The organism is Acinetobacter sp. RW6, from assembly GCF_041956835.1.
Lineage (GTDB): Bacteria > Pseudomonadota > Gammaproteobacteria > Pseudomonadales > Moraxellaceae > Acinetobacter > Acinetobacter calcoaceticus.
Genome location: NZ_CP167121.1, coordinates 861,233 through 886,662 on the forward strand (window position 1 = coordinate 861,233; position 25,430 = coordinate 886,662).

Annotated in this window: 21 protein-coding genes and 3 pseudogenes; 13 read left to right on the forward strand and 11 right to left on the reverse strand. The window is 38.4% G+C overall.

The window, feature by feature from the left end; genetic code table 11:
• Positions 1-236: 236 nt before the first annotated feature.
• Positions 237-992 (reverse strand): RDD family protein, encoded by a 756-nt coding sequence (locus ACB088_RS04010; protein WP_375038072.1) that lies wholly within the window; start codon positions 990-992, stop codon positions 237-239.
• Positions 993-1,056: 64 nt separating this feature from the next.
• Complete coding sequence (ppsA, locus tag ACB088_RS04015; RefSeq protein ID WP_170834047.1) at positions 1,057-3,444, reverse strand: phosphoenolpyruvate synthase; 2,388 nt, start codon at positions 3,442-3,444, stop codon at positions 1,057-1,059.
• A 147-nt stretch (positions 3,445-3,591) separates the two neighbouring features.
• Here ppsA and ACB088_RS04020 point away from each other — a divergent pair, with 147 nt between their 5' ends.
• The 5 genes from ACB088_RS04020 to pgaD all read left to right on the forward strand — a co-directional run bounded on the left by ACB088_RS04020 (position 3,592) and on the right by pgaD (position 10,784).
• Positions 3,592-4,428 (forward strand): pyruvate, water dikinase regulatory protein, encoded by an 837-nt coding sequence (locus tag ACB088_RS04020; RefSeq protein WP_003652470.1) that lies wholly within the window; start codon positions 3,592-3,594, stop codon positions 4,426-4,428.
• 386 nt (positions 4,429-4,814) lie between these two features.
• Positions 4,815-7,256, forward strand: coding sequence for a poly-beta-1,6 N-acetyl-D-glucosamine export porin PgaA (gene pgaA, locus ACB088_RS04025; protein ID WP_375038073.1), 2,442 nt, complete (start codon positions 4,815-4,817; stop codon positions 7,254-7,256).
• Positions 7,256-9,082: a poly-beta-1,6-N-acetyl-D-glucosamine N-deacetylase PgaB gene (gene pgaB / locus ACB088_RS04030; protein WP_375038074.1), complete on the forward strand. Its 1,827-nt coding sequence runs from the start codon at positions 7,256-7,258 to the stop codon at positions 9,080-9,082. Before pgaA ends, pgaB begins: the two co-directional genes overlap by 1 nt.
• Positions 9,082-10,329 (forward strand): poly-beta-1,6-N-acetyl-D-glucosamine synthase, encoded by a 1,248-nt coding sequence (gene pgaC, locus ACB088_RS04035; RefSeq protein WP_375038075.1) that lies wholly within the window; start codon positions 9,082-9,084, stop codon positions 10,327-10,329. Before pgaB ends, pgaC begins: the two co-directional genes overlap by 1 nt.
• Positions 10,326-10,784, forward strand: coding sequence for a poly-beta-1,6-N-acetyl-D-glucosamine biosynthesis protein PgaD (gene pgaD, locus ACB088_RS04040; RefSeq protein WP_375038076.1), 459 nt, complete (start codon positions 10,326-10,328; stop codon positions 10,782-10,784). Before pgaC ends, pgaD begins: the two co-directional genes overlap by 4 nt.
• 38 nt (positions 10,785-10,822) lie before the next feature.
• On the opposite strand, the gene ACB088_RS04045 is transcribed toward pgaD, so the two are convergent.
• The 5 genes and pseudogenes from ACB088_RS04045 to ACB088_RS04065 all read right to left on the reverse strand — a co-directional run bounded on the left by ACB088_RS04045 (position 10,823) and on the right by ACB088_RS04065 (position 14,940).
• Positions 10,823-11,386, reverse strand: coding sequence for a flavoprotein (locus ACB088_RS04045; RefSeq protein ID WP_375038077.1), 564 nt, complete (start codon positions 11,384-11,386; stop codon positions 10,823-10,825).
• A gap of 148 nt (positions 11,387-11,534) precedes the next feature.
• A complete protein-coding gene (locus tag ACB088_RS04050) occupies positions 11,535-12,539 on the reverse strand; it encodes an LLM class flavin-dependent oxidoreductase (protein WP_375038078.1) in 1,005 nt (334 codons plus the stop codon).
• Positions 12,540-12,672: 133 nt separating this feature from the next.
• Positions 12,673-13,185, reverse strand: a complete 513-nt coding sequence (locus ACB088_RS04055; RefSeq protein ID WP_092706769.1) for a hypothetical protein — start codon at positions 13,183-13,185, stop codon at positions 12,673-12,675.
• A 237-nt stretch (positions 13,186-13,422) separates the two neighbouring features.
• On the reverse strand, positions 13,423-13,842 hold the full coding sequence (locus ACB088_RS04060) for a glycine zipper domain-containing protein (protein WP_004791486.1): 420 nt from the start codon (positions 13,840-13,842) through the stop codon (positions 13,423-13,425).
• A 195-nt stretch (positions 13,843-14,037) separates the two neighbouring features.
• A pseudogene (locus tag ACB088_RS04065) lies at positions 14,038-14,940 on the reverse strand (LysR family transcriptional regulator).
• A gap of 119 nt (positions 14,941-15,059) precedes the next feature.
• Between ACB088_RS04065 and ACB088_RS04070 the strand changes: the two are divergent.
• The 3 genes from ACB088_RS04070 (at position 15,060) to prmC (ending at position 18,094) form a co-directional block, all read left to right on the forward strand.
• On the forward strand, positions 15,060-15,899 hold the full coding sequence (locus ACB088_RS04070) for a type 1 glutamine amidotransferase domain-containing protein (RefSeq protein ID WP_375038770.1): 840 nt from the start codon (positions 15,060-15,062) through the stop codon (positions 15,897-15,899).
• A gap of 291 nt (positions 15,900-16,190) precedes the next feature.
• Positions 16,191-17,279 carry a peptide chain release factor 1 gene (gene prfA, locus ACB088_RS04075; protein ID WP_003652455.1) on the forward strand — a complete coding sequence of 363 codons (1,089 nt, stop codon included), beginning with the start codon at positions 16,191-16,193 and terminating at the stop codon, positions 17,277-17,279.
• Complete coding sequence (prmC, locus tag ACB088_RS04080) at positions 17,279-18,094, forward strand: peptide chain release factor N(5)-glutamine methyltransferase (protein WP_375038079.1); 816 nt, start codon at positions 17,279-17,281, stop codon at positions 18,092-18,094. Before prfA ends, prmC begins: the two co-directional genes overlap by 1 nt.
• 2 nt (positions 18,095-18,096) lie before the next feature.
• On the opposite strand, the gene ACB088_RS04085 is transcribed toward prmC, so the two are convergent.
• The 3 genes from ACB088_RS04085 to ACB088_RS04095 form a co-directional block, all read right to left on the reverse strand.
• The gene (locus ACB088_RS04085) at positions 18,097-18,936 is read right to left on the reverse strand and encodes an ABC transporter permease (protein WP_375038080.1); all 840 of its coding nucleotides are present in this window, start codon (positions 18,934-18,936) and stop codon (positions 18,097-18,099) included.
• A 3-nt stretch (positions 18,937-18,939) separates the two neighbouring features.
• Positions 18,940-19,929: an aliphatic sulfonate ABC transporter substrate-binding protein gene (locus ACB088_RS04090; RefSeq protein ID WP_375038081.1), complete on the reverse strand. Its 990-nt coding sequence runs from the start codon at positions 19,927-19,929 to the stop codon at positions 18,940-18,942.
• A 237-nt stretch (positions 19,930-20,166) separates the two neighbouring features.
• On the reverse strand, positions 20,167-21,195 hold the full coding sequence (locus tag ACB088_RS04095) for an AraC family transcriptional regulator (protein ID WP_375038082.1): 1,029 nt from the start codon (positions 21,193-21,195) through the stop codon (positions 20,167-20,169).
• A gap of 169 nt (positions 21,196-21,364) precedes the next feature.
• Here ACB088_RS04095 and ACB088_RS04100 point away from each other — a divergent pair, with 169 nt between their 5' ends.
• From ACB088_RS04100 to ACB088_RS04110, 3 genes and pseudogenes are all read left to right on the forward strand, one after another.
• The gene (locus tag ACB088_RS04100; RefSeq protein ID WP_375038083.1) at positions 21,365-22,135 is read left to right on the forward strand and encodes a 3-hydroxyacyl-CoA dehydrogenase; all 771 of its coding nucleotides are present in this window, start codon (positions 21,365-21,367) and stop codon (positions 22,133-22,135) included.
• 19 nt (positions 22,136-22,154) lie between these two features.
• Positions 22,155-22,280 (forward strand): annotated as a pseudogene (locus ACB088_RS04105) (acyl-CoA dehydrogenase family protein); the annotation flags it as partial.
• A pseudogene (locus ACB088_RS04110) lies at positions 22,276-22,407 on the forward strand (acyl-CoA dehydrogenase family protein); the annotation flags it as partial. The pseudogenes ACB088_RS04105 and ACB088_RS04110, both read left to right, overlap by 5 nt.
• Before the next feature lie 136 nt (positions 22,408-22,543).
• Here ACB088_RS04110 and ACB088_RS04115 read toward each other — a convergent pair.
• Positions 22,544-23,122 (reverse strand): flavin reductase family protein, encoded by a 579-nt coding sequence (locus tag ACB088_RS04115; RefSeq protein ID WP_375038084.1) that lies wholly within the window; start codon positions 23,120-23,122, stop codon positions 22,544-22,546.
• A gap of 171 nt (positions 23,123-23,293) precedes the next feature.
• On the opposite strand from ACB088_RS04115, the gene ACB088_RS04120 reads away from it, so the two are divergent.
• On the forward strand, positions 23,294-24,070 hold the full coding sequence (locus tag ACB088_RS04120) for a ThiF family adenylyltransferase (protein ID WP_375038085.1): 777 nt from the start codon (positions 23,294-23,296) through the stop codon (positions 24,068-24,070).
• A 58-nt stretch (positions 24,071-24,128) separates the two neighbouring features.
• Positions 24,129-25,427 (forward strand): AarF/ABC1/UbiB kinase family protein, encoded by a 1,299-nt coding sequence (locus ACB088_RS04125; RefSeq protein WP_017388091.1) that lies wholly within the window; start codon positions 24,129-24,131, stop codon positions 25,425-25,427.
• Positions 25,428-25,430 lie beyond the last annotated feature (3 nt).

The following is a 25,430-nucleotide window of genomic DNA, read 5'->3' on the forward strand; positions in this document are numbered from 1 at the left end:
TCCTTAAATTTAGACTTCTCAATTATATGACACCGCTACGTTGTAGGGCATTATGCCTCATATCGACAAACTAAGCTATACATAAAGCAGCCTGAAATAATTGTTTTAAAACCCAATTTTTTTTGTAGGGTATTTAATCTGTATGGAGCTTTTATTTAAATATCAACTCTCTATAGAAAAAATGGAGGCGAGGTGCCTCCATTTTTTTAGACTTTAAATCAATGAGTCATTTGCTATCATTTGATCACTTTTGTTCTTGCAATTTTGTCATGTAGTGCTTGGCGTTTTTGCCCTAATGCAAATGCATAGTCAATAATTGTACTAATAGGCATAAACAGTAAATTTAAAATGATAAAAACAATACTTCTTAATAAGAAGATGCGAGTTAAATTAACTTTACCGTTACTTTCAAAATCTACAATTTTAATGCCAACAATTTTCTTACCTATACTTTGCCCAAACTTCGTTAAAAGAAAGGCTTGAATTGCAAGCATGATTACTACGTAAAGAAGCATCGAGTGCCAAGCTTCTACAGGAATTAAAGTGAAAAGCTGGTGTTGTAGTTCTGCTGCTTTAGTTGAAGCAACTTCAGTTGATTGCATTTGTTTTTGCAATTCAAATAATTGCTTATACTGAGATTCATTAAAGAAAAAAGAAGGAATCGCGGCTATTGGTAACCAAAGCAATAAATCAATAATTTTTGCCAAAGCTCGAGATGGAATAGAGGCAAGTTCATGAATTTTAGGCTCTACACGAATTTGACGAATAGTTTCATTAGATGAACTATTTGTGTTTATGACAGGTGCAGAATAACCGATAGGTTGATATACAAGTTTACCTTGGGTTAATTCTCCTAAAGCTTTCCATTCTGTCATGCCTTCATGCCAAGCTAAATCAGTTAACAAAATTTGTTGGCTAGCCAACATTTGATTTACTTGCTCTAAGGTGTAAGGCCCAGCTTGTTGATTATTACGTGCCAAGTAAATTTGCATAAATAAAAATTCTCTGTTCTAAAGATGAAAAAAGACCCACGGATGGGCCTTTTTTTATAACATATTAGATTTGTTTGATTTTTTCTTCAGCAAGGAAGAACCATGTATCTAAAACTGAGTCTGGGTTAAGAGAAACAGACTCAATACCTTGTTCCATTAACCATTTTGCAAGATCTGGATGATCTGAAGGACCTTGACCACAGATACCTACATATTTACCAGCTTTACGGCAGGCATGGATTGCCATTGAAAGAAGTGCTTTAACTGCTGCATCACGCTCATCAAATAGATGTGAAACAATACCTGAGTCACGGTCAAGACCTAGTGTTAACTGAGTTAAATCATTCGAACCGATAGAGAAACCATCGAAATGCTCTAGGAATTGTTCAGCTAATAGGGCGTTAGTTGGTAATTCACACATCATGATTACTTTTAAGCCGTTCTCACCACGTCTCAAACCATTTTGTGCTAGTAACTCAATAACGCGTTTTGCTTCAGATACAGTACGTACAAAAGGAATCATGATTTGAATATTGGTTAGACCCATTTCATCACGAGCTTTCTTAAGTGCACGGCATTCTAATTCGAAACAGTCACGGAAGTTATCAGATACATAACGGCTTGCACCGCGGAAACCGAGCATTGGGTTTTCTTCTTCAGGCTCGTATAACTTACCGCCAATCAAGTTTGCATATTCATTTGATTTGAAGTCAGACATACGAACAATAACTGGTTTGTCACCGAACGCAGCAGCAAGAGTCGCAATACCTTCAACCAATTTTTCAACATAGAAATCTACAGGTGAAGCATAACCAGCAGTACGAGTCAGAACTGCAGCACGAGTTTCACGAGGTAGGCTATCAATGTTGAGTAACGCTTTAGGATGCACTCCGATCATACGGTTAATAATGAACTCAAGACGAGCAAGACCAATACCTTCATTTGGAATTTGAGCAAAGTCAAACGCGCGGTCTGGGTTACCTACATTCATCATAATTTTGAACGAAAGCTTAGGCATAGATTCAATTGAGTTACGTTGAACTTCGAAATCTAAAGCGCCTTCGTAAATGAAGCCAGTGTCACCTTCAGCACAAGAAACAGTTACTTCTTGACCATCAGTCAATACTTCTGTTGCGTTACCACAGCCTACAATAGCGGGTACACCAAGTTCACGTGCAATAATTGCCGCGTGACATGTACGACCACCACGGTTAGTAATAATTGCCGCGGCACGTTTCATTACCGGTTCCCAATCAGGGTCGGTCATATCTGATACAAGAACGTCGCCTTCTTGAACTTTGTCCATTTCTTTAATTGAGCTAATAATGCGGACTTTACCAGAACCAATACGTTGACCAATTGAACGACCTTCACAAAGAACAGTGCCTCTTTGTTTAAGAAGATAGCGCTCCATTGTGCCTACATTTTGACGGCTTTTTACAGTTTCAGGACGAGCTTGAACAATATAAATTTGACCATCATCGCCATCTTTTGCCCATTCGATATCCATTGGCGCACCGTAGTGCTGCTCAATAATAAGCGCTTGTTTAGCTAGCTCTTGTAACTCATGATCATTTAAAGCAAATTGTTGGCGCTCTTGTTTCTCAACATCAACAACTACAACAGATTTACCAGCAGAACCTTCTTCACCATAAATCATTTTCTGGTGTTTTGAACCAAGGTTACGGCGTAAAACTGAATGTCTACCTGCATTTAATAGTGGTTTAGATAAGTAAAATTCATCTGGGTTAACTGCACCCTGTACAACCATTTCACCTAAACCATAAGATGCTGTGATAAACACAACTTCGCGGAAACCAGACTCGGTATCAAGTGTAAACATTACACCCGCAGCGCCAGTTTCAGAACGAACCATACGCTGAACGCCTGCAGAAAGTGCAACGACGTCATGATCAAAACCTTGATGTACACGGTAAGAAATTGCACGGTCATTATATAAAGAAGCAAATACTTCTTTAATCGCAATAAGAACGTTATCAATACCGCGAATATTCAAGAAAGTTTCTTGCTGACCTGCGAATGAAGCATCTGGTAAATCTTCAGCAGTTGCAGATGAACGAACGGCAACCGCGATTTCTGGGTTGCCGTTAGAAAGTGTTGTAAAAGCGGCGCGAATTTCTTGTTCTAGGCTTGCAGTGAGTGGAGTCTCTACAATCCATTGACGAATTTTAGCACCTGTTTCTGCAAGAGCATTTACGTCATCAACGTTGAGTTGAGCAAGTTCTGCTTGAATTCGAGCGTTAAGACCGCTTTGATCTAAGAACTCACGATAGGCATCAGCAGTAGTTGCAAAACCGCCTGGTACCGATACACCAGCATTTGCTAAATGACTGATCATTTCACCCAAAGATGAGTTTTTCCCACCTACGAGTTCGACATCGTGTTTCCCTAATTTTTCTAGACCGATTACGCGCGCTTCCAAAGTTTTCACTCCACTTTTGCAGTATTAATGTCTATCTTGGCATGAAATTATAAAAATAAAGTGCTTAGTTGAGAATTATACTAAGCGACAGTCATGTAAGATCAGTTTACTATAAAGATTATATAGTACTAAGACAAATGTTTAAGGAGAATTTTAATGTCAGAAAGTAAACAATTTAAGCGAAGCGTTTTTTTTATTTCTGATGGAACTGCGATAACTGCAGAGACTCTTGGACATTCGTTATTAGCACAATTTCCCAATGTAGATTTTGATATTCATATCATGCCGTATATTGCAACCGAAGAGGCTGCAATGGAGATTGTAGTCGAGATTAATCGATGTCAAACCAAAGATGGTTGTCTGCCTTTAGTATTTGATACTTTAGTTGATCCACATGTGCGAGAAATCATTAATACTGCTAAAGCAGTTAATCTTGATGTATTTGAAGGTTTAATCAGTAAATTAGAACAAGAACTAGGTACGCCACCCACCACATTAGTTGGACAGACACATGCCGTGACTGATTCTGAGTCTTATAAAGCCCGTATTGATGCTGTTCATTTTGCGCTTGATAATGATGATGGAGCGCGTACTCGCCATTACGATAAAGCCGATTTAATCTTAATTGGAGTTTCTCGTTCGGGTAAAACGCCGACCTCTATTTACTTGTCTCTTCAATTCGGTATCCGTGTTGCAAACTATCCATTAACAGAAGAAGATTTGGATGATAACCGTTTACCAGCAGTACTAAGACCACATCGTAATAAATTGTTTGGTTTAATGATTGATGCTGAGCGATTAGTTGCGATTCGTAGTGAGCGTAAAGCTAATAGTCGTTATGCAAGTTTTAGTCAATGCCAAATGGAACTTAGAGCAATCGAAGGAATCTATATTTCAGAAGGGATTAAATATTTAAACGTGACTGAAATGTCGATTGAAGAAATTTCAACGCGTGTTTTGCAGATGACAGGATTAAAACGTCGTATTGGTTAATTTAATCAACTGCTTATTTTAACCATTCGATTTATGTATATTAATTTATAAATAAATTGAGTGGTTTTTAAAAATATAAATACAATAAAAATAAAAGTTTTAAATATAAAACTAAACATTATTAAATGTTTTTATTGGTTACAAACCTGTACTTCTTTTGCAACTCATTTGTAAATTTAAATAATACTATTGAAAAGAAGTGTATGTATTTTATTGTGCTGAAAAATAGTAATTATTTAATTTTACTAAATATTTTTAAAAAACAATCAAAAAAAATCCATAATTCAAAAATGTTAACTAAATCACACTATTTGGGTGTTGTGTGATTATTTATATATTTTTAATTATACTTCCCCACCTCGATATGGGACTATCCGATTATCAAAATGCTAAAAAAATGTGTTTTTTCATTGGTATACATCTTGCCTCTCAATTTATATGCTGCTCAAGTGGATGAATTGAGAGAGCAGGCTATTCACACTTATAAAACTGGACAAACTCACCAAGCAATATTTCAACTGGATCAATTGCTAAAAACCTATCCGCATGATCAAAAATTGCTAGCTGATTATTTAGTTGTAATGTCAAATGAAAAAAAAGATCTAGTAACTTTTTCTCAGCATTTAGCAAATATTAATCCGGTTATTTTTCCAGAATATGGACAGCTACCTTTAATACGTAATTTTCGTGATTTTAAACATTTTAAAAATGCGATTGATTGGTCGAATAAATTTAATATTCAAAAAACACTTGATGGGCAGATTTTGTTAGCGGTTTTATACGCTGAAGCTCAAGATGTTGTAAAAGCCAAAGCACAGTTAGCAAAAATTAATAGTAAAAATCTGAAGACTGATCAGCTTGTGCAAATAGCTTACGCCTATCGTCTTATCAATTTACCTGTAGATGCTTTATCTGCAATTGAACAAGCATATAAGCAGCAGCCCAAGTCTTTTACAGTTTTACAAGAATACAGTTATGACTTAGCGGCTGTGGGGGCTTATAACAAGGCTCAGCAGTTATTGCTTGCCAGCGATAAAAATGCTCAAACAGAATCGTTACAACACTGGCTACAAGTCAGTGAGTTTTCTCAACGTGTAAATAATGCAATTGCTCGTTATAAATATCTAAATCGAGAAGGCATGTCAGATAGCGAAGGCTTTGCTGAGCTTGATGCTGTGTTGAAGCAAGGCGAGCAAATGCAGCCTTTGATTCAACCGTCAGATCCTAATTATTTAAGATTCCATTATGACTATATATATGCGTTAGATTTCCGTGGGCGTACTCGTACAGTCCTGGATCAATTTACTAAATTAAATATACCTTTAGAAAAACTACCTGCCTATATTCGTCATGCAATAGCTGATAGTTATTTAGCTGAAAGACAGCCACAGCAAGCTGAATTTGCCTTTAAAACCTTGCTTACTGAAAAAAACTATCCAGATATGACGGTATATACTGGACTGTACTATTCATATATTGAACAAGAAAAATATAAACAAGCTGAACAATTTTTGAGTGAGGTTGATCGACTTGTTCCGATGTATAAATATAGTCAGGCAAAAGGGGTAGACAAAACAAGTCATCCCGACCGTGATGACTATATTACTTTACAGGGTATGCACTTAGCTTATGCAAACCATCTTAACCAAGCAGAAAAGCATTTTCAAAAACAAGTAGATCTTGCACCTGCCAATGAAGGTCTAATTAATAATCTGGCTCGTGTTGAGCGTTGGAGAGATAAACCTCTACAGTCCAAGCAAACTATTTCTCGTTTAAATGGTTTAACACCAATTTCCAAAGACACCCGAATTAACCAGATGCAAAATGCTCAGGCTTTAGGGGATATTCCGGAATGGGGTAAAAATACTGAAAGCCTTTTGGCATATTACCCTGAAGATGGTGGAGTAATTAAAAGTCGGAAAGAATTAGATGACCGCAATAGACCGACAATTTCTCACTCAACTACTTGGGGACAAAGTAAGGCAGATAGTAGTAGCGATTCTGTGAGTGGTCAGAATGGTTTAAAAGACCGTGAAATGGAAACTCGTCTTAATAGCCCATGGATCAAAGATAATTATCGCCTATTTGCGTGGCATCAAGATCGTTACGGAGAGTACCGTTTTGGTGATGTGCATGACCAACGTTATGGTGTCGGTGCTGAGTGGCAAGCAAACCGTAAGGCGTTGTCGGCGATTTTGTCGCAAAGTACAGATGGTGGGCAAGCAGGTGTTCGTCTTGATTGGTCGCAATGGTTAAATGACCACTGGCAGTATCAATTGCAATATGATAGCCAAGCTAATATTCCATTACAAGCAATTGATGCCGGTGAAGATGGTCAGGCTTACCGTGCTGCTTTGACATGGCAAAAAGATGAGTCACGTCAGATTGGGGCGAGTTATGGTCTAACTGATATTAGTGATGGTAATAAACAACAAGAATTTTCGACTTTTTGGCGCGAACGATTATTTGATGCGCCGCACCATATTACCTATGGGACCGTTCGTGGATTTTATGGCAGCAATAGCCAAGATCAGACTGCCTACTTTAGTCCCAGTAACCATTACAGTGCTGAGTTAAATTTAAGTCATGACTGGGTAACTTGGCGAGAATATGAGCGCTCATTTAAGCAGCATTTTGAAGCTGGAGTGGGACTCTATAAACAAGCAGATTACTCGGCTAGACCAACATACTCTCTGCAATATCAGCATCAATGGCAGCTCTCGCGGACTTGGCAACTTAATTATGGAATTGGTTGGCAATATCACCCATACGATGGTCATGATGAACAGCATACCTATGGTATTTTCGGATTTGAAGGGCGTTTTTAATGAATAATATGATGTCAAAAATGTTGAGCTGTGTGTTTGCTTCAACATTATTAACCGTACAATTTTCTCATGCGCGCATTGAAACTGAACTACCAAAAAATCATACGGTTTCTTTAACTTTTCATGATGTGCGAGATGATGTGTTAAAGGAAGGTGACAGAGATGTTTATGCAATTCAGACCAATAATCTGGCACAGTTTCTAGATTGGCTGAGTCAATCTGACTGGAAGCCGATTCGTTTAAAAGACATTGAGGAAGCTCGTAAGCAAGGTAAAGAATTACCCCATAACTCTATTCTACTTACTTTTGATGATGGAGCTTTGAGTAGTTATAGCCGAGTATTTCCATTACTTAAGCAATATCAGATTCCGGCAGTTTTTGCTCTTCCGACCAGTTGGATAAATGGCAATACACAGGCAGGTTATGAAGCTTATGGTCAGGGTAACTTGATGAACTGGGCTCAAGTGCGCGAAATGCAAGCGTCAGGTTTAGCTGAGTTTGCAAGTCATAGTGATGATTTACATCATGGCATATTGGCTAATCCTCAAGGCAATGAGCAACCTGCTGCGACTTCTTATGCATATTTAAAATCGCAGTCTCGTTATGAAACAGATGCAGAATATCAACAACGTATTTTGCAAGATTTGAAAAAATCCTACGCCGTTTTGAAAAAAGAAGTCGGTGTTAGTCCCAAAGCAATTATTTGGCCTTATGGTGCCGTGAATGAGCAATTGGAAAAACTAGCGCAGCAGGCAGGCTTTGAATTTTCTTTCAGTTTGGGGCGTGATGGTATGAATCGGGTGAGTGATTCAACGTTTAAACGAAGCTTGGTTATAAATAACCCTACAGCTGAGCAGCTCACTGAAGGCATGTTAAATATTCTGAACTTCGAAGAGTCAGATTTATTTAAACAGCCTCGTCACTTTGTGAGTATGGATTTAAAGCAGTTAGCAGCCCCACAAAACACCCAAACAGATGAAAAATTAGGGCAGCTATTATCAAAACTGTATAGCTTAAAAAACAATGCTTTAATCTTAAAACCTTTGCAAGACAAAGATGGAGATGGGCAATATGATGTTGCTTATTTCCCTACAGATAAAATGCCTGTTCAACAAGATATTTTAAACCGTAGTTTATGGCAGGCTCAAACTCGTGCGGGTCAAGCGGTAATATTAGAGTTACCTGCTTATCCTCAGAAAGATAAGCCATTTTTAGCAGTAGATTTGGCTAAAGATATTGCACGCTTAAATAGTAATTTAAGTGGTATTCAGCTTAATGCGGGCACATCTTTAAATTGCGAAATGCAAGCAGTAACCGCTCAAGAGAATAGCTGTATTGAACAATCAAAACATCTTGCTCAACTTAGCCAACTTACCAAAAAAGCTGTAAAGCCTTATTTAAATATGAGTAACCAAGGGCAGTTTATTTTATTGCTTACTCCTGATTTAGATCATGTAGAAAATCTACCAGCGCTTTTAAAAACACTTTTATCGCAACATGATTTAGTCAATTTAAAGTTCGATATGATTGGTAAGGAAAAGCAATTTAATCAGTTATTAGCACTTTTAAACACGCTTGATGAAAAAGATAAGCAAAGAATTATGCTGACTTTAGTGTTGCCAGAAAATGCTTCAAAGACGATTTGGGAAGAAGTACAGCAAGGGCTTTTTTCGATTCAGCGAACAGGGATTCAGAAATTCGGGATTGATGGCTATAGTTTTGAAAAATCAAAAGAAGTACATCAGTATTTATATAATCCACTTAGTTTGAATTATAGCCCTGTCATGTATCAGCCTTTTGCTGGATTAGTAGAGGGGAAAAAGTAATGAGAGTATTACTCGATATTCTATTTGCTTTTGCCTTTTTATACCCTTTACTCATGGCTTGGACATGGATGGTAGGAGGACTTTGGTTCTTTTTTAAAAGGGAATACCGCGAACAAACGCTTCCTGAACCAACCAGTGAAGGGTGCAGTATCATTATTCCGTGTTTTAACGAAGAAGCTCAGGTACGACAAACCATTCGTTATGCACTGCAAACTAAATATCCTAATTTTGAAGTGATTGCCGTCAATGATGGAAGTAGTGATAGAACAGCTGAAATCCTTGATGAATTGGCAGCACAAGATTCACGACTTCGTGTGGTGCACTTAGCAGAAAATCAGGGTAAAGCTGTAGCTTTAAGATCGGGAGTGCTGGTTAGTAAATACGAATATCTTGTTTGTATTGATGGCGATGCATTGTTACATCCGCATGCGGTACTTTGGTTAATGCAACCATTTATTAACTTTCCGAGAATTGGCGCTGTAACCGGTAATCCACGCATTTTAAACCGATCTAGTATTTTAGGAAAATTACAGGTTGGCGAGTTTTCTTCGATTATTGGTTTAATTAAACGTGCACAGCGTACATATGGTCGTATTTTTACAGTGTCTGGTGTGATTGCAGCATTCCGTAAAACAGCGCTCGTTCGCGTCGGGTTTTGGTCAGACGATAAAATTACTGAAGATATTGATATTTCATGGAAGTTACAGCTGGACCATTGGGATATTCAGTATATTCCACAAGCGCTTTGCTATATCTATATGCCTGAGACATTTAAAGGCCTATGGAAACAACGCCTTCGCTGGGCACAAGGTGGGGTAGAGGTTCTTTTAGAATATATTCCACAAATGTTCAAATTACGCGTACGTCGTATGTGGCCAGTGATGCTTGAAGCTCTTGTGAGTATTATCTGGTCTTATGTCATGATTCTGATATTCACTCTGTTTTTTGCGGGATTATTTATTGAATTACCTTTGCAATGGCAGATCAAAACACTGATGCCGCAGTGGTACGGTGTAATATTAGGCGGAACATGTCTGATACAGTTTTTGGTGAGTTTGTGGATTGATCAGCGTTATGATCGAGGTCGCTTCTTTAGAAACTATTTCTGGGTAATCTGGTACCCGTTGTTTTTCTGGCTACTTACTTTATTTACAAGTGTTGTTGCGGTACCAAAAACTTTATTTAACACTAAAAAACGTGCTCGCTGGGTGAGCCCAGACCGAGGCTTCCGTGGAGATAACCCATGAAACCTGAAGAAAACAAGGATATAGAGCCTTTAGATATCCCTGAATATATTGACCAGCCGGAATACGTCAAAAATAAAACAGCAAACTATACCTTACAAACCATTGGTTGGTTTTGTTTGATGTGGTTGCTATTTCCATTGGTTTCACTGTTCTTATGGGTTTTTGAAGGGCACCTAATTTATGATTATGTCTGGGTCGATCATTTATCAGAAGTTAAGACCTTACTTCATTTAGCATTACTCATCGGGATTAGCGCGCTCATTTTAATTTTGTGGGCGAGTTATAACTGGATTAGGTTCAGGGGTGAAGACCGACGCGCTAAAGCACCGAATAGTTCTGTTGAACTGCTAGCTGCCCAATTTTCGGTTAGTCCCGAGATCTTGAGTGAATTGCAAAAGAAACAACGCATTATTTTGCATTACGATGATCACGGCAATTTGCAAAAATATGAGTAAATGAGAAAAAGCATGGTTTAAAACCATGCTTTTTATTTTTATGCCGTTATTCTAATAATAATATCGACAGGTTGTTCTATACCATCCATGCTGTGAATTGATGTATTGGTAACTTTAACAATGGGCCAAGTTTGTAATTTACAGTTAGATTTTTGGAGTGCAGCATAATAACTATCAGATTTAAAAAATACTTTTTTAGTCGTTGCAGTATTGGGTGTTAAAAGGCGTTTAAGCCATGTTTCATTTACTTGAGTCTCAAGAAAACGTAAGGCCAAAAGACTTTTTACACGATTGTTAAATAATCTCCGGTTTTTAATAATGAGTGGATGCGTAATTAACTTGTGTGTGCCCATTTGACTATGGGGCAAAATAAAGTGAGGTGTAATTTGAAATACAGTCACAAATTTTGCTTGTTGGCAGATTTTTTCAAGATGGGTCACAGTATCTTGATTTGTACCAATAATCGCGACAGATGAATGTGAAAAATCAAACTCTTTAATTGAGGTTGACGGAATAACTTGACCAGCAAAGTCTTCAAAATCTTGAGCCGTATTTTGAAAAATTACTGATTTTGAAGTGTTATTTTTAATATTAATACTCATTTTCCAAAAGTCCTTTTGGTTTTTCAATCATGATGTTTTTATCGTTTTAATATAAATAACCAAGCAGGAAGTTGGGGTAAAGTCTTTTCAGATAGATGGTCATCCCATACTCGAAATCAATTCAAGTATGGGAAAACCAAGTCGAGTTTTAATGTTCTGTTTTTACATTCATGAGTTGCGTAAAACTATCTAGACGCTTCGTTGTGTCGTATATATCACATGTAAAAATAAACTCATCAACATCGTATGTCGTTAAAAGCTTTTGTAAACCAGTGCGAACATTCTCAACCGAGCCAATTTGTGCCATTGCATAGAAGTTTTCTACAGAAAGCTGTTCTGCTGTATTCCATAGTCCCTGCATTGATTCAACTGGTGGTTTCAGCTTTAAGCTTTCACCACGAATTAAGCCTAATACACGTTGGTATGCACTTGTTGCTAAAAACTGTGCTTCTTCATCAGTCTCTGCTACAACAACAGGTACACCCATTGAAACATACGGTTTATCTAAGTACTCAGAAGGCTCAAAGTTCTCACGATAGAGTTGGATGGCTTGGCCTAGCATACGTGGTGCAAAATGCGACGCAAATGAGTAGGGTAGACCAAGTTTTGCAGCCAATTGCGCACTAAAAAGGCTAGATCCAAGTAACCAAACAGGAACATGTGTATTTTGCCCTGGAGTTGCAATAATCTTTTGTCCTGCTTGAGGTACATCAAAATATCTTAGGATTTCGACAACATCTTTTGGAAATTGATCTTCTGTTTCTTGATGCCCACGACGTAAAGCTCGCATGGTGAGTTGATCTGTACCAGGAGCACGGCCTAAACCTAGTTCAATACGATTTGGATATAAAGTAGCAAGTGTTCCAAATTGTTCTGCGACAACTAAAGGAGCATGGTTAGGAAGCATAATCCCGCCTGAACCTAAGCGAATATGCTGTGTATGTGCTGCAATAAAACCGAGTAAGACAGCCGTAGCAGAGCTCGCGATTCCATCCATGTTGTGATGTTCTGCAAGCCAGAAACGTTCATAACCTAGTTTCTCTGCATGTTGTGCTAATTCTAATGCGTGACGTAACGAAAATTCGATGGTTTTATCATTACGAATAGGAGCAAGTTCCAAAATTGAAAACTTGGTATCTTGAAGTGATCGCATGCGATATTCTCGAATAAGGGTATATCGAAATACTACGATATATAGGGATTAATGTATATCGTTTTTTTTCGATATTAGGTTTTATCTCTCAATAAAAAAGCACCCGAAGGTGCTCTTTTGATTCATATATGAATTAGCGGTTTTTGTACCAGCCGCGATGTAAACCATTGTCATGACGGCGATGGCCACCTTTACTATAGTAACGACGGTCACCATCGTCATATCTACGATCATCTCGATCATAACGACTACCACGATCATAGCGATCATTGTAGTCACGATCTTCAGAAACTTTACGACCTAGCGCTGAACCACCCGCAGCACCTACCGCAGCACCGATGTAACCACCGTTGGTACCGCCCATGTTTTTACCGACTGTATAACCAGCGCCACCACCTAAAGCACCACCCAGGGCAGCTTCGGTACGATTGCGACGGTCACTCGCTGCGGCTGCACCACCAGCACCACCTAAAGCAGCACCAATTGTTGCGCCTGTTGTACCACCCATGCTTTTACCAATTGCAGTACCCACAACACTACCTAACGCAGAGGTTGCAGCAACACGGGTACCATTATCTGCATGTGCAACTGTCACCATAGACGATGTTGCAATTAATGCACTAGCTAACCAAATATTCATTTTCATCTTGCAGCTCCATGTCCTTTTTACTAAGAAGGACAGTATTTTTATCTTGAGATAAATGTAATCAAAAATTTCGTGATAATTATGGAGAACCCCAAAGGCGATACGCTAGTTTTGTGTCTGTTTGTATTGTTTCTATTAATTTGTGGATAAATCCTGAGCAAAAGAGAGGTGGTGAATATTTGTTGGTCCTAATAAAAAAGCACCCGAAGGTGCTTAGTGACGTTTCATCAAATTTGATTAGTGATGGCGACGGTGTTTTTTCTTCCAGTGTTTAGAAGATCGGTCATAATCGCGGTCTTTAGAAATTTTATTACCTAAAGCACCACCACCTGCCGCACCTAAAGCAGCACCGATGTATCCACCGTTTGTACCACCCATACTTTTACCAACAGTATAGCCAGCACCACCACCTAAACCACCACCAATTGCAGATTCTGTGCGGTGACGACGGTCACTTGCAACTGCTGCACCACCAGCACCACCTAAAGCAGCACCAATTGTTGCGCCAGATGTACCACCCATGCTTTTACCAATTGCAGTACCAGCGACACTACCTAAAGCAGAAGCGGCTGCTACATGTGTTGTATTGTCAGCATGAGCTACGGTAACCATAGAAGTTGCTAAAACAGCGCTACATAACCAAGCATTTAATTTCATTTTTTACTCCGTGTCCTTAGCAGCAGGACCCTAATCTTTTGTTACGGCAAATGTAACAAAACACGTTTCTTAAAATATGGAGAACCATCAATTCATTATTGTAGTTTAGTGTCAGGTTTGTATGTTTTCTATTAAAATAGAATGTTTAATACTCATATAGATAAACATGAGTCTCATTTAGTTTTAATGAGTTCATTACTCGTGATCTGAACATAGGAAATTGATCAAAGCTCTGGTGGCAGAAGACATATGTTTATGTTGTGCGTACAGTAAAGAGAACGGACGTGTGTGACCTGCATAATCCTCGAGTAAAGGTTGTAATTTTCGTTGTTGAATTTTTTCATTAACAATAAAGCTATAACTTTGGCATATCCCTAATCCACTTTCAGCAAGAGAAACTAAGCCTAAAATATCTTCTTTTACTAAAATCCGATTTGTTGGTGTCCACTGAATTTGGTGATCACCATTTTTAAAGAACCATGGGGTTATCTTGCCACTACTTGGTAATTCAAAGGCAATACATTGGTGATGATTTAAGTCTTCCAAAGTTTGGGGAATACCCATACGTTTTAAATAATTAGGTGAAGCAACAAGTTGAAGCGGGGCAAGTTCTAGCGGTCTTGCCACAAGAGAGCTATTAGGAAGATGGCCTTGGCGAATAGCTAAATCAAAACCTTCAGCAATTAAATCAACATTTCGGTTAGAGATGCTGATCTCAATTTGAATGTCTGGATATTGCAAAAGAAATTTTTCTAATAAGGGTGGTAAGCGATAGTGTCCATAAGTTGTAGGAACGCTTAATTTGATTTTTCCAGAAATTTGCAGTTGATCACCTTGAACCACACGTTCTGCATGGTCGATTAACTGAAAAGCATGCTGCATTTTTTCGTAATAAAGTTGGCCTGCTTCCGTCAAGCTCAAATGTCGAGTAGTTCTTCTAAAAAACTGGATACCCAACTTTTTCTCTAGCCGTGTAATTGTTCTACTAATGACTGAAGGCGTTGTGGACAACTAAATTGCAGCAGCACTAATAGAAAGCTTTTCAGCCACAATTAAAAACACTTCAACATCGGCAAGATGGTCAAATTGACGAGACATTTTGTCCTCAAACGCAAAAAAGATTTGTAAATGTGGTTATTTATCTACCTTATTGGCAAAAATAGAATATATCCATCCTAGTTATAAATCCAGCACAAGGCTGGAATGAAGGTTGAATGATGAAATCTCTAAATAAAATAATGCTTGCAGTAGTTACCGCTTCAGCAGCATTAAGTGCAAATGCCGCTCATGTATTAGTTGTATTGTCTGATGAAGGACAGCTAGAGCTAAAAAATGGTCATATTTTTAAAACTGGTTTTTATTTAAATGAGTTAATGCAACCTACAAAAATGCTTTTAGATGCGGGGCACACCGTAACTTTTGCTACGCCAAAAGGCAAAGCTCCAACACTAGATGAGTCATCAAATAGTGCGATGTACTTTAACCAAGATGAAAAAGCATTAAAGCAATATGCAGGTTTATTGCATGATCTAAAGTTAACATCGCCTCAAGCCTCTCCAGTTTTGAGTCTGTCTCGTATTGAGCAAATTGGGGTTGATCAATTCGATGCCATTTATATTCCAGGTGGGCATGCACCCATGCAAGATCTATTAAAAGATAAACAACTTGGGAAAGTTTTGACAGCTTTTCATAAAGCTAAAAAACCTACAGCTCTGGTTTGCCATGGCCCTATTGCGTTGATGTCAACGTTACCTAATGCTTCTGAAGTCGTTAAGCAACTTGAGCAAGGCAAAACTGTAAAAACTGGTGAGTGGATTTATAAAAATTATCGGATGACTGTGATTAGTAACCAAGAGGAAGAGCAAGCGAAGGCTTTATTAAAAGGTGGTGAAATGAAGTTCTATCCACAAACGGCATTACAGTTAATTGGGGGTGAATATCAAAGTAATACAAATGCTTGGACTCAAAATATTGTGGTGGATCGTGAACTTATTACAGGACAAAATCCGGCCTCGGCTGTTCTGGTGGGTAAAACATTATTAGAAAAATTAAAATAAATAGAGATGGTAAAGAGGTTTTATGAATAAAGCCTCTATTGCCTTATTGGGTAAAAAGGTGACGTATTAATTTCTATAAAAAAGCTAAATTATAGGCGAGTAAATAAATCTCATCTGAAATCATTATTTTTATAAGTTGCCACTTACTGTGAAAGTTGATGAATTGGCTGATTATATATGTCATTTGAGCGGCATAATCTGTAAACTATGCGCTATTTTTACGATTTTGCTTATCTTCTATATTTACATAGCGTTCGATAAGCTTTTTGGACTTTTGAGATATTTCCTCTTATGAAAGCGTCACTCCGTTTACGACTTGATCAACTCTGTGATCGACATGAAGAACTTACCGCGTTGCTTGCAGATGTGGAAGTGATTTCCGATAACAAACGTTTCCGTAAATTGTCTCGTGAACATAGTGATTTATCTGAAATTACCGAAGTTTGGGGCAAATACCGTCAAGCAGAAGAAGATATTGAAACTGCTGAATTGATGAAGTCTGACCCTGACTTTAAAGATATGGCAGAAGAAGAAATTCAAGCGAATAAAGCGTTGCTTGGAGAGTTAGAAAGCCAGCTCAATATTTTGATGATTCCAAAAGATCCAAATGATTCTAATGCAGCTTATTTAGAAATTCGCGCCGGAACGGGTGGCGATGAGGCTGCAATTTTCTCTGGTGACTTATTCCGCATGTATAGTAAATATGCCGAGACACAAAATTGGCGTATAGAAGTACTTTCTGAAAATGAAGGTGAGCATGGTGGCTTTAAAGAAGTCATTTGCCGTGTGGACGGTGATGGAGTATATGGTCGCTTAAAATTTGAAAGTGGTGCGCATCGTGTGCAACGTGTGCCTGCAACTGAGTCACAAGGTCGTGTACATACATCGGCTTGTACAGTTGCGATCTTGCCTGAAATTGATGTCGATACAAATGTCGAGATTAACCCAGCAGATTTGCGTATTGATACTTACCGTGCATCTGGTGCAGGTGGTCAGCACATTAACAAAACGGATTCGGCGGTACGTATTACCCACATTCCAACAGGTACAGTTGTTGAATGCCAAGAAGAACGTTCACAACATAAAAACAAAGCCAAAGCGATGGCATTATTAGTTTCACGTTTAGAAAATGCGAAACGTGCGGCGGCAGATGCAGCGACTTCTGAAATGCGTCGTGACTTAGTGGGTTCTGGTGACCGTTCTGAACGTATCCGTACTTATAACTACCCTCAAGGTCGTATGACTGATCACCGTATTAACCTAACTTTATATAAGTTAGATGCCATTATGGAAGGTGATTTAACTGAATTACTTGATAGCTTGCATCGTGAATATCAAGCAGATCAGCTTGCAATGCTTGCACAGGAAAATGGCGGCTAATGAACATTGCTCAAGCGCTTGCAATTCGTGGTGAGCCTGACAGTTATGAACGTCAGGAAAATGCTTGGTTACTTGAGCATTTTCTAAAAATCAATTCGCTTGAATTAAAGTTTAAACTTGAGCAAGAGTTAACAGTTCAACAAGAGCAAGACTACTTGGCTGGGCTTGAGCGTATTCAAAATGGTGAGCCTTTAGCTTATGTAACAGGTTCACAGCCATTTTGGACACTCGACTTAAAAGTGACTTCCGATACTTTAGTGCCACGACCTGATACTGAGGTTTTGGTTGAAACCGTTTTAAATCTAAATTTGCCAAAGAATGCGAATATTGTTGATTTGGGAACGGGCACAGGTGCGATTGCACTTGCATTAGCGAGTGAACGCCCAGATTGGCAAGTAACGGCAACTGATATTTATGCACCTACTTTAGACGTTGCAAAAGAAAATGCGCAAACCCATGGATTACAACAAGTGAAATTTGCTTGTGGTGCTTGGTTTGATGCTTTAGACAAACAGCAATTTGATTTAATTGTTTCTAATCCGCCATACATTGACCCTGAAGATGAACACATGCAGGCATTGGCAACAGAACCACGCCGTGCATTGGTCGCAGATCAGCAGGGTCTAGCTGATATTGAAATTATTATTGTCCAAGGAAAAAATTGGTTAAAACCACAAGGCTGGATTGTTCTTGAACATGGTTATGATCAGGGACAGGCTGTTCGAAATATATTTGCTGAGCATGGTTTTAGTGAAATTAAAACCATTCAAGATTACGGCCAAAATGATCGAGTCACTTTGGCATGCTGGATTTAAAGTTATTTTTGTAGCGTATCGCGCCAACGTAATAACCAGTTTTCTATAAGTTTCATTAAGCTATCGGTTACTTTACCCAATAGGGCCAATAAAATAATTGCAATAATGACAATATCAGGGCGGGATGTTTCTCGACCATCACTGAGTAAATAACCGATTCCTTGAGTGGCTGCAATCAGTTCAGCTGCAATCATAAACATCCACGATAAGCTTAAGCTGTTGCGTAAACCGGTTAAAATTCCTGGAGATGCTGCCGGCAAAATAATAGATACAATACGCTGAAAAGCATTAAGCCGATAAACTTTTCCAACTTCAATCAGTTTTTTATCGAGGTTATGAATCGCTGCAACTGTATTGGTATAGGTTGGAAAAAAAGCACCGATTGCAATCAGCGTAATTTTAGAACCTTCATCAATTCCTAACCAAAGTAATAACAAAGGAATCCATGCAAGACTGGGAATTGATTTAATTGCTGAAAAAGTTGGTTCCAAATACGCTTCGGCTTCTTTACTTAATCCAACCCAAATTGCAAAAATTAACCCTAAACCACTCCCTACAATGAAACCTACTAAAACACGCCATGTACTAATATAAATATGGGCAAAAAGATCACTGTGAGCTAAATCCAAAAAAGATTGCCACAAACTACTTGGCGCGGGTAGTAAATAAGAATCGATGTAGCCATTTCTGACTAAGAACTCACAACCCACTAAAAAGATTACGGGAATGAGCAGTGCTTTAAACCAACGTGTAAATTTATTGTTTAAATGCTTTTTTTGAGATTTTAAAGCTTGCTGAGCTAAGAAGTGATTTAGCTCAGCTTTGTTAAATGAATCACTCATATATTATTTCACGACTTTTTGAGCAAAACGTGGGTCTAACAACTGGTCAACCACTTGATTGACGTTGGTGCCTTTTCTGACCAAGTCTTCTTCTGTCAAAATTTTCCCCGAACGTTTCAGTGCTTGTGCTTGAGTTGCCGATGGAATGCTTTGATCAAAGTTGGTTCGGCTCAATTGTAGTTTAGCCACAGGTAGGGGAAGTTTTGATTCTTGAGCTAAAAGTGCTGCCACTTTATCAGGATTAGCTTTTGCCCATTTTCGGGCTTGTTCATAGGCTTTAATCACTGCTTCAACCGCTTCAGGACTTTGCTTTGCAAAATCTTCTTTAACACTCAGTACGCTATAGCTGTTAAATCCAACATTACGATAAAGTAATTTGGCGCCTGACTGAATTTGAGCCGCAGCCATTAACGGATCAAGCCCAGCCCAAGCATCTACTTGACCACGTTCTAAAGCAGTTTTTCCGTCAGGATGTTGTAAATGAACCAGTTGTACATCGCGTTTACTTAAGCCTACTGTGTCTAGTGCCTGTAAGGTAAATAAAAACGGATCTGTGCCTTTGGTTGCTGCAATTTTCTTACCTTTTAAGTCTTTTAGATTTTTAATTGGTGAGTCTTTTGCTACCACAAGAGCGGTCCATTCTGGCTGGCTTTGTACATAAACAGTTTTAATTGGGCTGCCATTCGCTCGACTTAATACAGCTGCTAACCCAGCGGTAGACGCAAAATCGATGCTATTGCTGTTGAGATATTCTAGCGAACGGTTACTGCCTTGGCTAAAAACCCATTTAATTTGAGTATTTGGAAGTGCTTTCTCAAGAAGTTTTTGATCTTTTACGACTAAACTGGTTGGTGCATAGTAAGCATAATCAAGTTTAAGTGTGGTTGGAACTGCTGCAAATGCAGATGAAACAAATACAGATGAAACAAATACAAGCCCCAATGTTGATGCCAACAAAGTCTTTGATAGAGATAATTTTGATTTTAAAGACATAATAAAAATAGAACCGGAATAAATAATAGATCATCCTTCCATGTGTTTGATGGCTTACGAACTTAGTTATTTTGATTTATAAATCAGATTGAGAGATAAAAGTTTAGATAAAATTATAACTCACTGTTTTTATATTGATTGTTGAATTTAAAGTAATGTGCTTATCTGAAATATTGAATTTAGAAGATATAAATATCATAAGCTTAAGCATTATTTTTTAAGCTTGTGATATTTATATTATTGCTTGTGTGAAGTTAAATTATTTCGATAAGCGCCTGGGCTGACGCCAGTCCATTTTTTAAAGGCACGGTGAAACGCGCTTGGATCTTGGAAGCTTAAGTCTTCACTAATATCTTGAATTGAATCGTTGGTTTTACTTAAACGTTCAACAGCAATATCACAGCGAATTTCATTTTTAATTTGCTGGTAGCTGACGCCTTCATGCTTCAGTCGGCGTTGAACTGTAGCTTCAGAAATATTGAGCTGTTGCGCAACATCTTTAAGTTCGGGCCATTGAGCAGGATGAAGTTTCAATAAATGACGACGAATAAGAAGGCTCAGTGCATTTTCATTTTTAAAGCGGACTAAAAGATTTTGCGGAGTTTGTTCTAAGAAATCATAAAGTGCCTTTTTATCTTTTTTAATTTTAATATCTAAATAGTGAGCATCGAATTCAACTTGATTTATCTCAGCATTAAATTTTATGTCTTCACCAAAACGTACTAAATAGTCCTGAATATCTTGGGGCTTAGGACAACGTAGCGATATATTATTCAAGCCAATTCTTTGATCCACCAACCAGCACATGAGCCCATGCACCAACATTAAAAAAGTCGCGTAGGTAAACATGCGTTTGGGTTGTTCACGATCACGAATGAGCAAATAGGCTTTTTGCTGGTCCCGAATTAATTCACCCTGTAGATCATCTAAAATAAAATTAAAAAATTTCAAAATATCGTAAAGCGCCTTTTCTAAAGTTTCCGCCGTACTGACGAGTTTAGCGAGTAATTTATAGCTACCACGACGCATAGGGTGGCTATCCATACCAAAAAACTCATCGTTCATGGCATTGGCAAGTTCTATCCACAGTTGCGCATATGTCGTAACAGGCACACGTGCCTTGGGAGACATCAGTAATTCGGCAGGAATTCCCGCTTTATTTAGAATTAGTTGAGTATTTAGCCCTTTGGCATAAGCAGCACCCAGTGCTTCATGTACCAGTGCAATCGAAATAGTTCCTTTACTTAAAGAAGATTGGACAACCATGTCAAAGACTCATATTTTCTTTATATATTTCAAGTGAAATATTTCATATTTAAAATTTGGATTGATCAAAAGCTGCAAACATTTTGAGGCTTTTTGAAATTGTATCGGAAAACAACAACTTTTACTCTCACTACTAAGTTTAAAGAACATTTCTATAGGACGTTACATAATGAAAATTCAAGGGAAACATTTCGTAATTACAGGTGGTGGCTCTGGTCTGGGTGCTGCAACAGCTGAATATTTGGTACAACAAGGTGCCTCTGTCACATTGGTAGACATGAATGTAGAAGCAGGTGAACAGCAAGCAAAACAATTAGGATCAAAAGCTGACTTTGTAAAGCTTGATGTAACCGATGAGCAAACTGCTGAACAGTTCTTTAAGGATGTATTGGCCAAGCATGGTCGTTTGCATGGCTTAGTTAACTGTGCTGGTATTGGTCCTTCTGCAAAAGTTGTGGGCCGTGAAGGTGTCCATGATTTGGGGCTATTTTCAAAGACTCTGCAAATTAATGTCACCGGTACATTTAACATGCTGCGCTTTGCAGCAGATGTGATGAGTAAAAACACAGTTGAAGCAGGGGACGAGGACCGAGGTGTAATTGTAAACACAGCCTCAGTTGCGGCATTTGATGGTCAAATTGGTCAGGCAGCTTATTCAGCATCTAAAGGCGCTATTGTTGCCATGACATTGCCAATTGCTCGTGAGCTTGCGCGACATGGCATTCGAATTATGACGATTGCACCGGGAATTATGGAAACTCCGATGCTTAAAGGTATGCCACAAAATGTTCAGGATGCTTTAGGACAAATGGTGCCGTATCCGTCTCGTTTAGGAAAGCCAGAAGAGTTTGCTCGTTTAGTTGGGCATATTGCTGAAAATTCATATTTAAATGGTGAAGTCATCCGTTTGGATGGTGCAATTCGTATGGCAGCAAAATAGTAAAAATAAGGACGTTGAAATGATTTTAAGTGCTGAACAAAGTATGGTTCAGGAGATGATGCGTGATTATTCGCAAAATCAGTTAAAACCTACAGCTGCTCATCGAGATAAAACCTATGAATTTCCTGCTCAGGAATTAAAAGATTCATGGTGGCTATGTGAGTGATTTTCAGGTAGAGCGAATTTATCGTGATGTTCGGGTGAGCCAGATTTATGAAGGTGCTTCCGATATTCAAAGTTTAGTGATTGCTCGTGAAGTTACCCAAATTTAAACAATAAAGATATTTAGTTTAAGTGTTAATGCTGCAAGAAACCGCAAATACCATGCGGTTTTTTGCAATCGAAATTTTCTCGTTTTAATTCGATTCAATACACTTTAGAAAGTTAAATAAGACTATATTTTGATGATTAAAGCTGAGCTATAACTTGCTCACCAATTAAATAAAACGTTCCGCCAGCAATATAGTGCAAGCTTCGAAGTTCTTTTGGTGCATCTTGAAAGTGCCAGTGCCCATCTTTAAAAACACGGCTATCTGCCCATGCACCTACAACAGAACCAATAAATAAGTCATGAGCAGATTGATTGTGAGGTTCGGGAATAAGTTTACACACGAGCCATGCGATGCAACCAGATACTAATGGGCTGGTAAGACTTTCTTGATAAAAAAGTTCAACACCACAATGTTCTAGTTTTTGCGGATCATCTAATTTGCTAATTGTACCAAGTTGATGGGTCATATCGAGCTGCGCATAGCAGGGAACTTGTAGGGTGAAATAACCATTTTGTTCAACAAGCTGACGGGTTTTAGTACTTTTGTCGAGAACAACGCTTACTTTGGCAGGGGTGAGTTCTAATGCACATGCCCAAGCGGCTGCCATTACATTTCGGTCATCTCCATGCTGAGCAGAGACAAGTACAGTTGGGCCATGATTTAACAAACGGTAAGCTTTTTCTAACTCTACAGGTGCAATATATGATTGGGACATATTTAGCCTAAGTAATAAAGAAAATAGATATTTCTATTGTTGCAGAAAGCTTGAGAGAAGTAATGTGGTGGATAAAAGTTTAAAGAATAAAATGCCGTTTTTATTTTATACCTTTCCTAATGCCTGACTTAGTCATAAAATCATTTGGCTTCTAAGTGAAAGGATTAACGCGTGACCGAGCTTCAAGATATCGATTTTGTAGAGTTAAGTGATGAAGAAATGCATCTCTATAGCCGTCAGATTTTACTTGATGGATGGGATATAGAAGCTCAGGAAAAACTCAAACTTGCCAATGTGCTGATTGTTGGGGCTGGTGGAATAGGTTGTAGTAGTGCAGAGCTACTAGCACGAGCAGGGGTTGGGAAAATTACACTCATTGATGCCGATACCATTGAGATAAGTAACTTACAACGTCAAATTGCATTTGGTCATGAAGATATTGGACGCTATAAAGCTGAAGTTCTAGCAAAGCGGTTACAGAAAATTAACCCTTATATCTGCGTTGAATACTATAACGAACGTTTAGATGAACATAACATTGATAGACTTGTTGAACACCAAGATGTGGTATTGGATGGGTGTGATAACTTTACAACACGTTATTTAGTAAATGCTGCTTGTAAAAAGCATCAGGTCGCATTAATTAGTGCTTCAGCAATTGGTTTTCAGGCACAAATGTTTATGGTTGAAGGTGATTCAGCTTGTTATGAATGTTTATTTCCTAAAGAACAGCATAGCAATGAAGGCCTACGCTGTGCGGAATCTGGGGTACTTGCGACTACTCCTATAATGATAGCGTCATTACAAGCACATCACACTTTGCTCTATCTAGGGCTCAATTCAACCCCTTTAAAACAGAAACTATTATTGTGGGATGGCTTAAACATGACACAACGCATTGTTAATTTTGATAAAGATATAAATTGCCCAGTTTGTCAGGCAACTTAATCAGTAAATGAAATAAAATTTGCTACACTCAACCTGAATGATTTGGTTTTGAAGAAATATGAAAAAAAATATTTTGTTTGATGGGCTACGTTCTGTCGCCCGTATTGGTGAAACAGCAGTGGTTGCCGCTAAAGCTGGGATTAAATACGCAACTGAAAAACCAAGTAATGCCAAACTCATGCGGGAAACTTTTGAATCTCTTGGCTCGACTTACATCAAACTTGGTCAGTTTATTGCGAGTACTCCATCGCTTTTCCCGCGAGAATATGTAGAAGAATTTCAAGGTTGTTTAGACCAGACACCAACACTGCCATTTAGTTATATTCAAGGTGTACTTGACTCTGAGTTTGAAGGGCGCGATTTAAGTCAGATTTTTAGCTATATTGATGAAAAACCATTAGCTTCTGCTTCAATTGCTCAGGTTCATGCAGCTAAACTGACTACAGGCGAAGATGTCGTTATTAAAGTACAAAAGCCGGGTGTAGAAACAATTTTATATACTGACTTAAGTGTCGTGCATTGGGCTGCTAAATTGCTTGAGCGTGCAGTACCTAAAATCAAATTTGCTGCACTTTCTGAAATTGTCGATGAAATCAAAAGTCGTATGGTGCGTGAAGTTGATTTTATTGAAGAAGCACAAAATCTAGATGACTTTATTGAATATTTGAATGTTTCTCAGAACCACGCTGCGACTGCACCTAAGGTTTATCATCAATTTTCTACACGCCGCGTTTTAACCATGCAACGTCTATATGGTGTGTCTTTGACAGATTTTAGTGTGGTGAAACAATACGCCAAAGATCCATCACAAGTGCTGATTACTGCAATGAATACATGGTTCGGCAGTTTGATGTTGTGTAAGAGTTTCCATGCAGACTTACATGCTGGAAATCTAATGCTGCTCGAAGATGGCCGAATTGGTTTTATTGATTTTGGTATTGTGGGACAGTTAAAGCCAGAAGTCTGGACAGCGTGTATGGCCTTTATGGATGCATTGCAAAAAACTGATTATAAAGCGATGGCGGAAAACATGCTGAAAATGGGCATGACGCATAACAAAGTTGATGTGGATGTATTGGCACAAGATTTGGAGCGTTTATTTAATGGCGTATTAATGGCTGATCCACAGCAAATTCTGTCTACCAATCCTGCCGATTTAAACGACATTATGATGGATATGGTGGGTGTTGGTGAGCGCCACGGTATTAAATTCCCTCGAGATTTTGCTTTATTATTTAAGCAAATGCTTTATTTCGATCGTTTTATGCGCGTACTCGCACCATATACCGATATTTATGCAGACCAACGTTTGAAAATGGTTCAAAATATGGAACCTGCTTCTTTGTTAAAGCACTAAGGT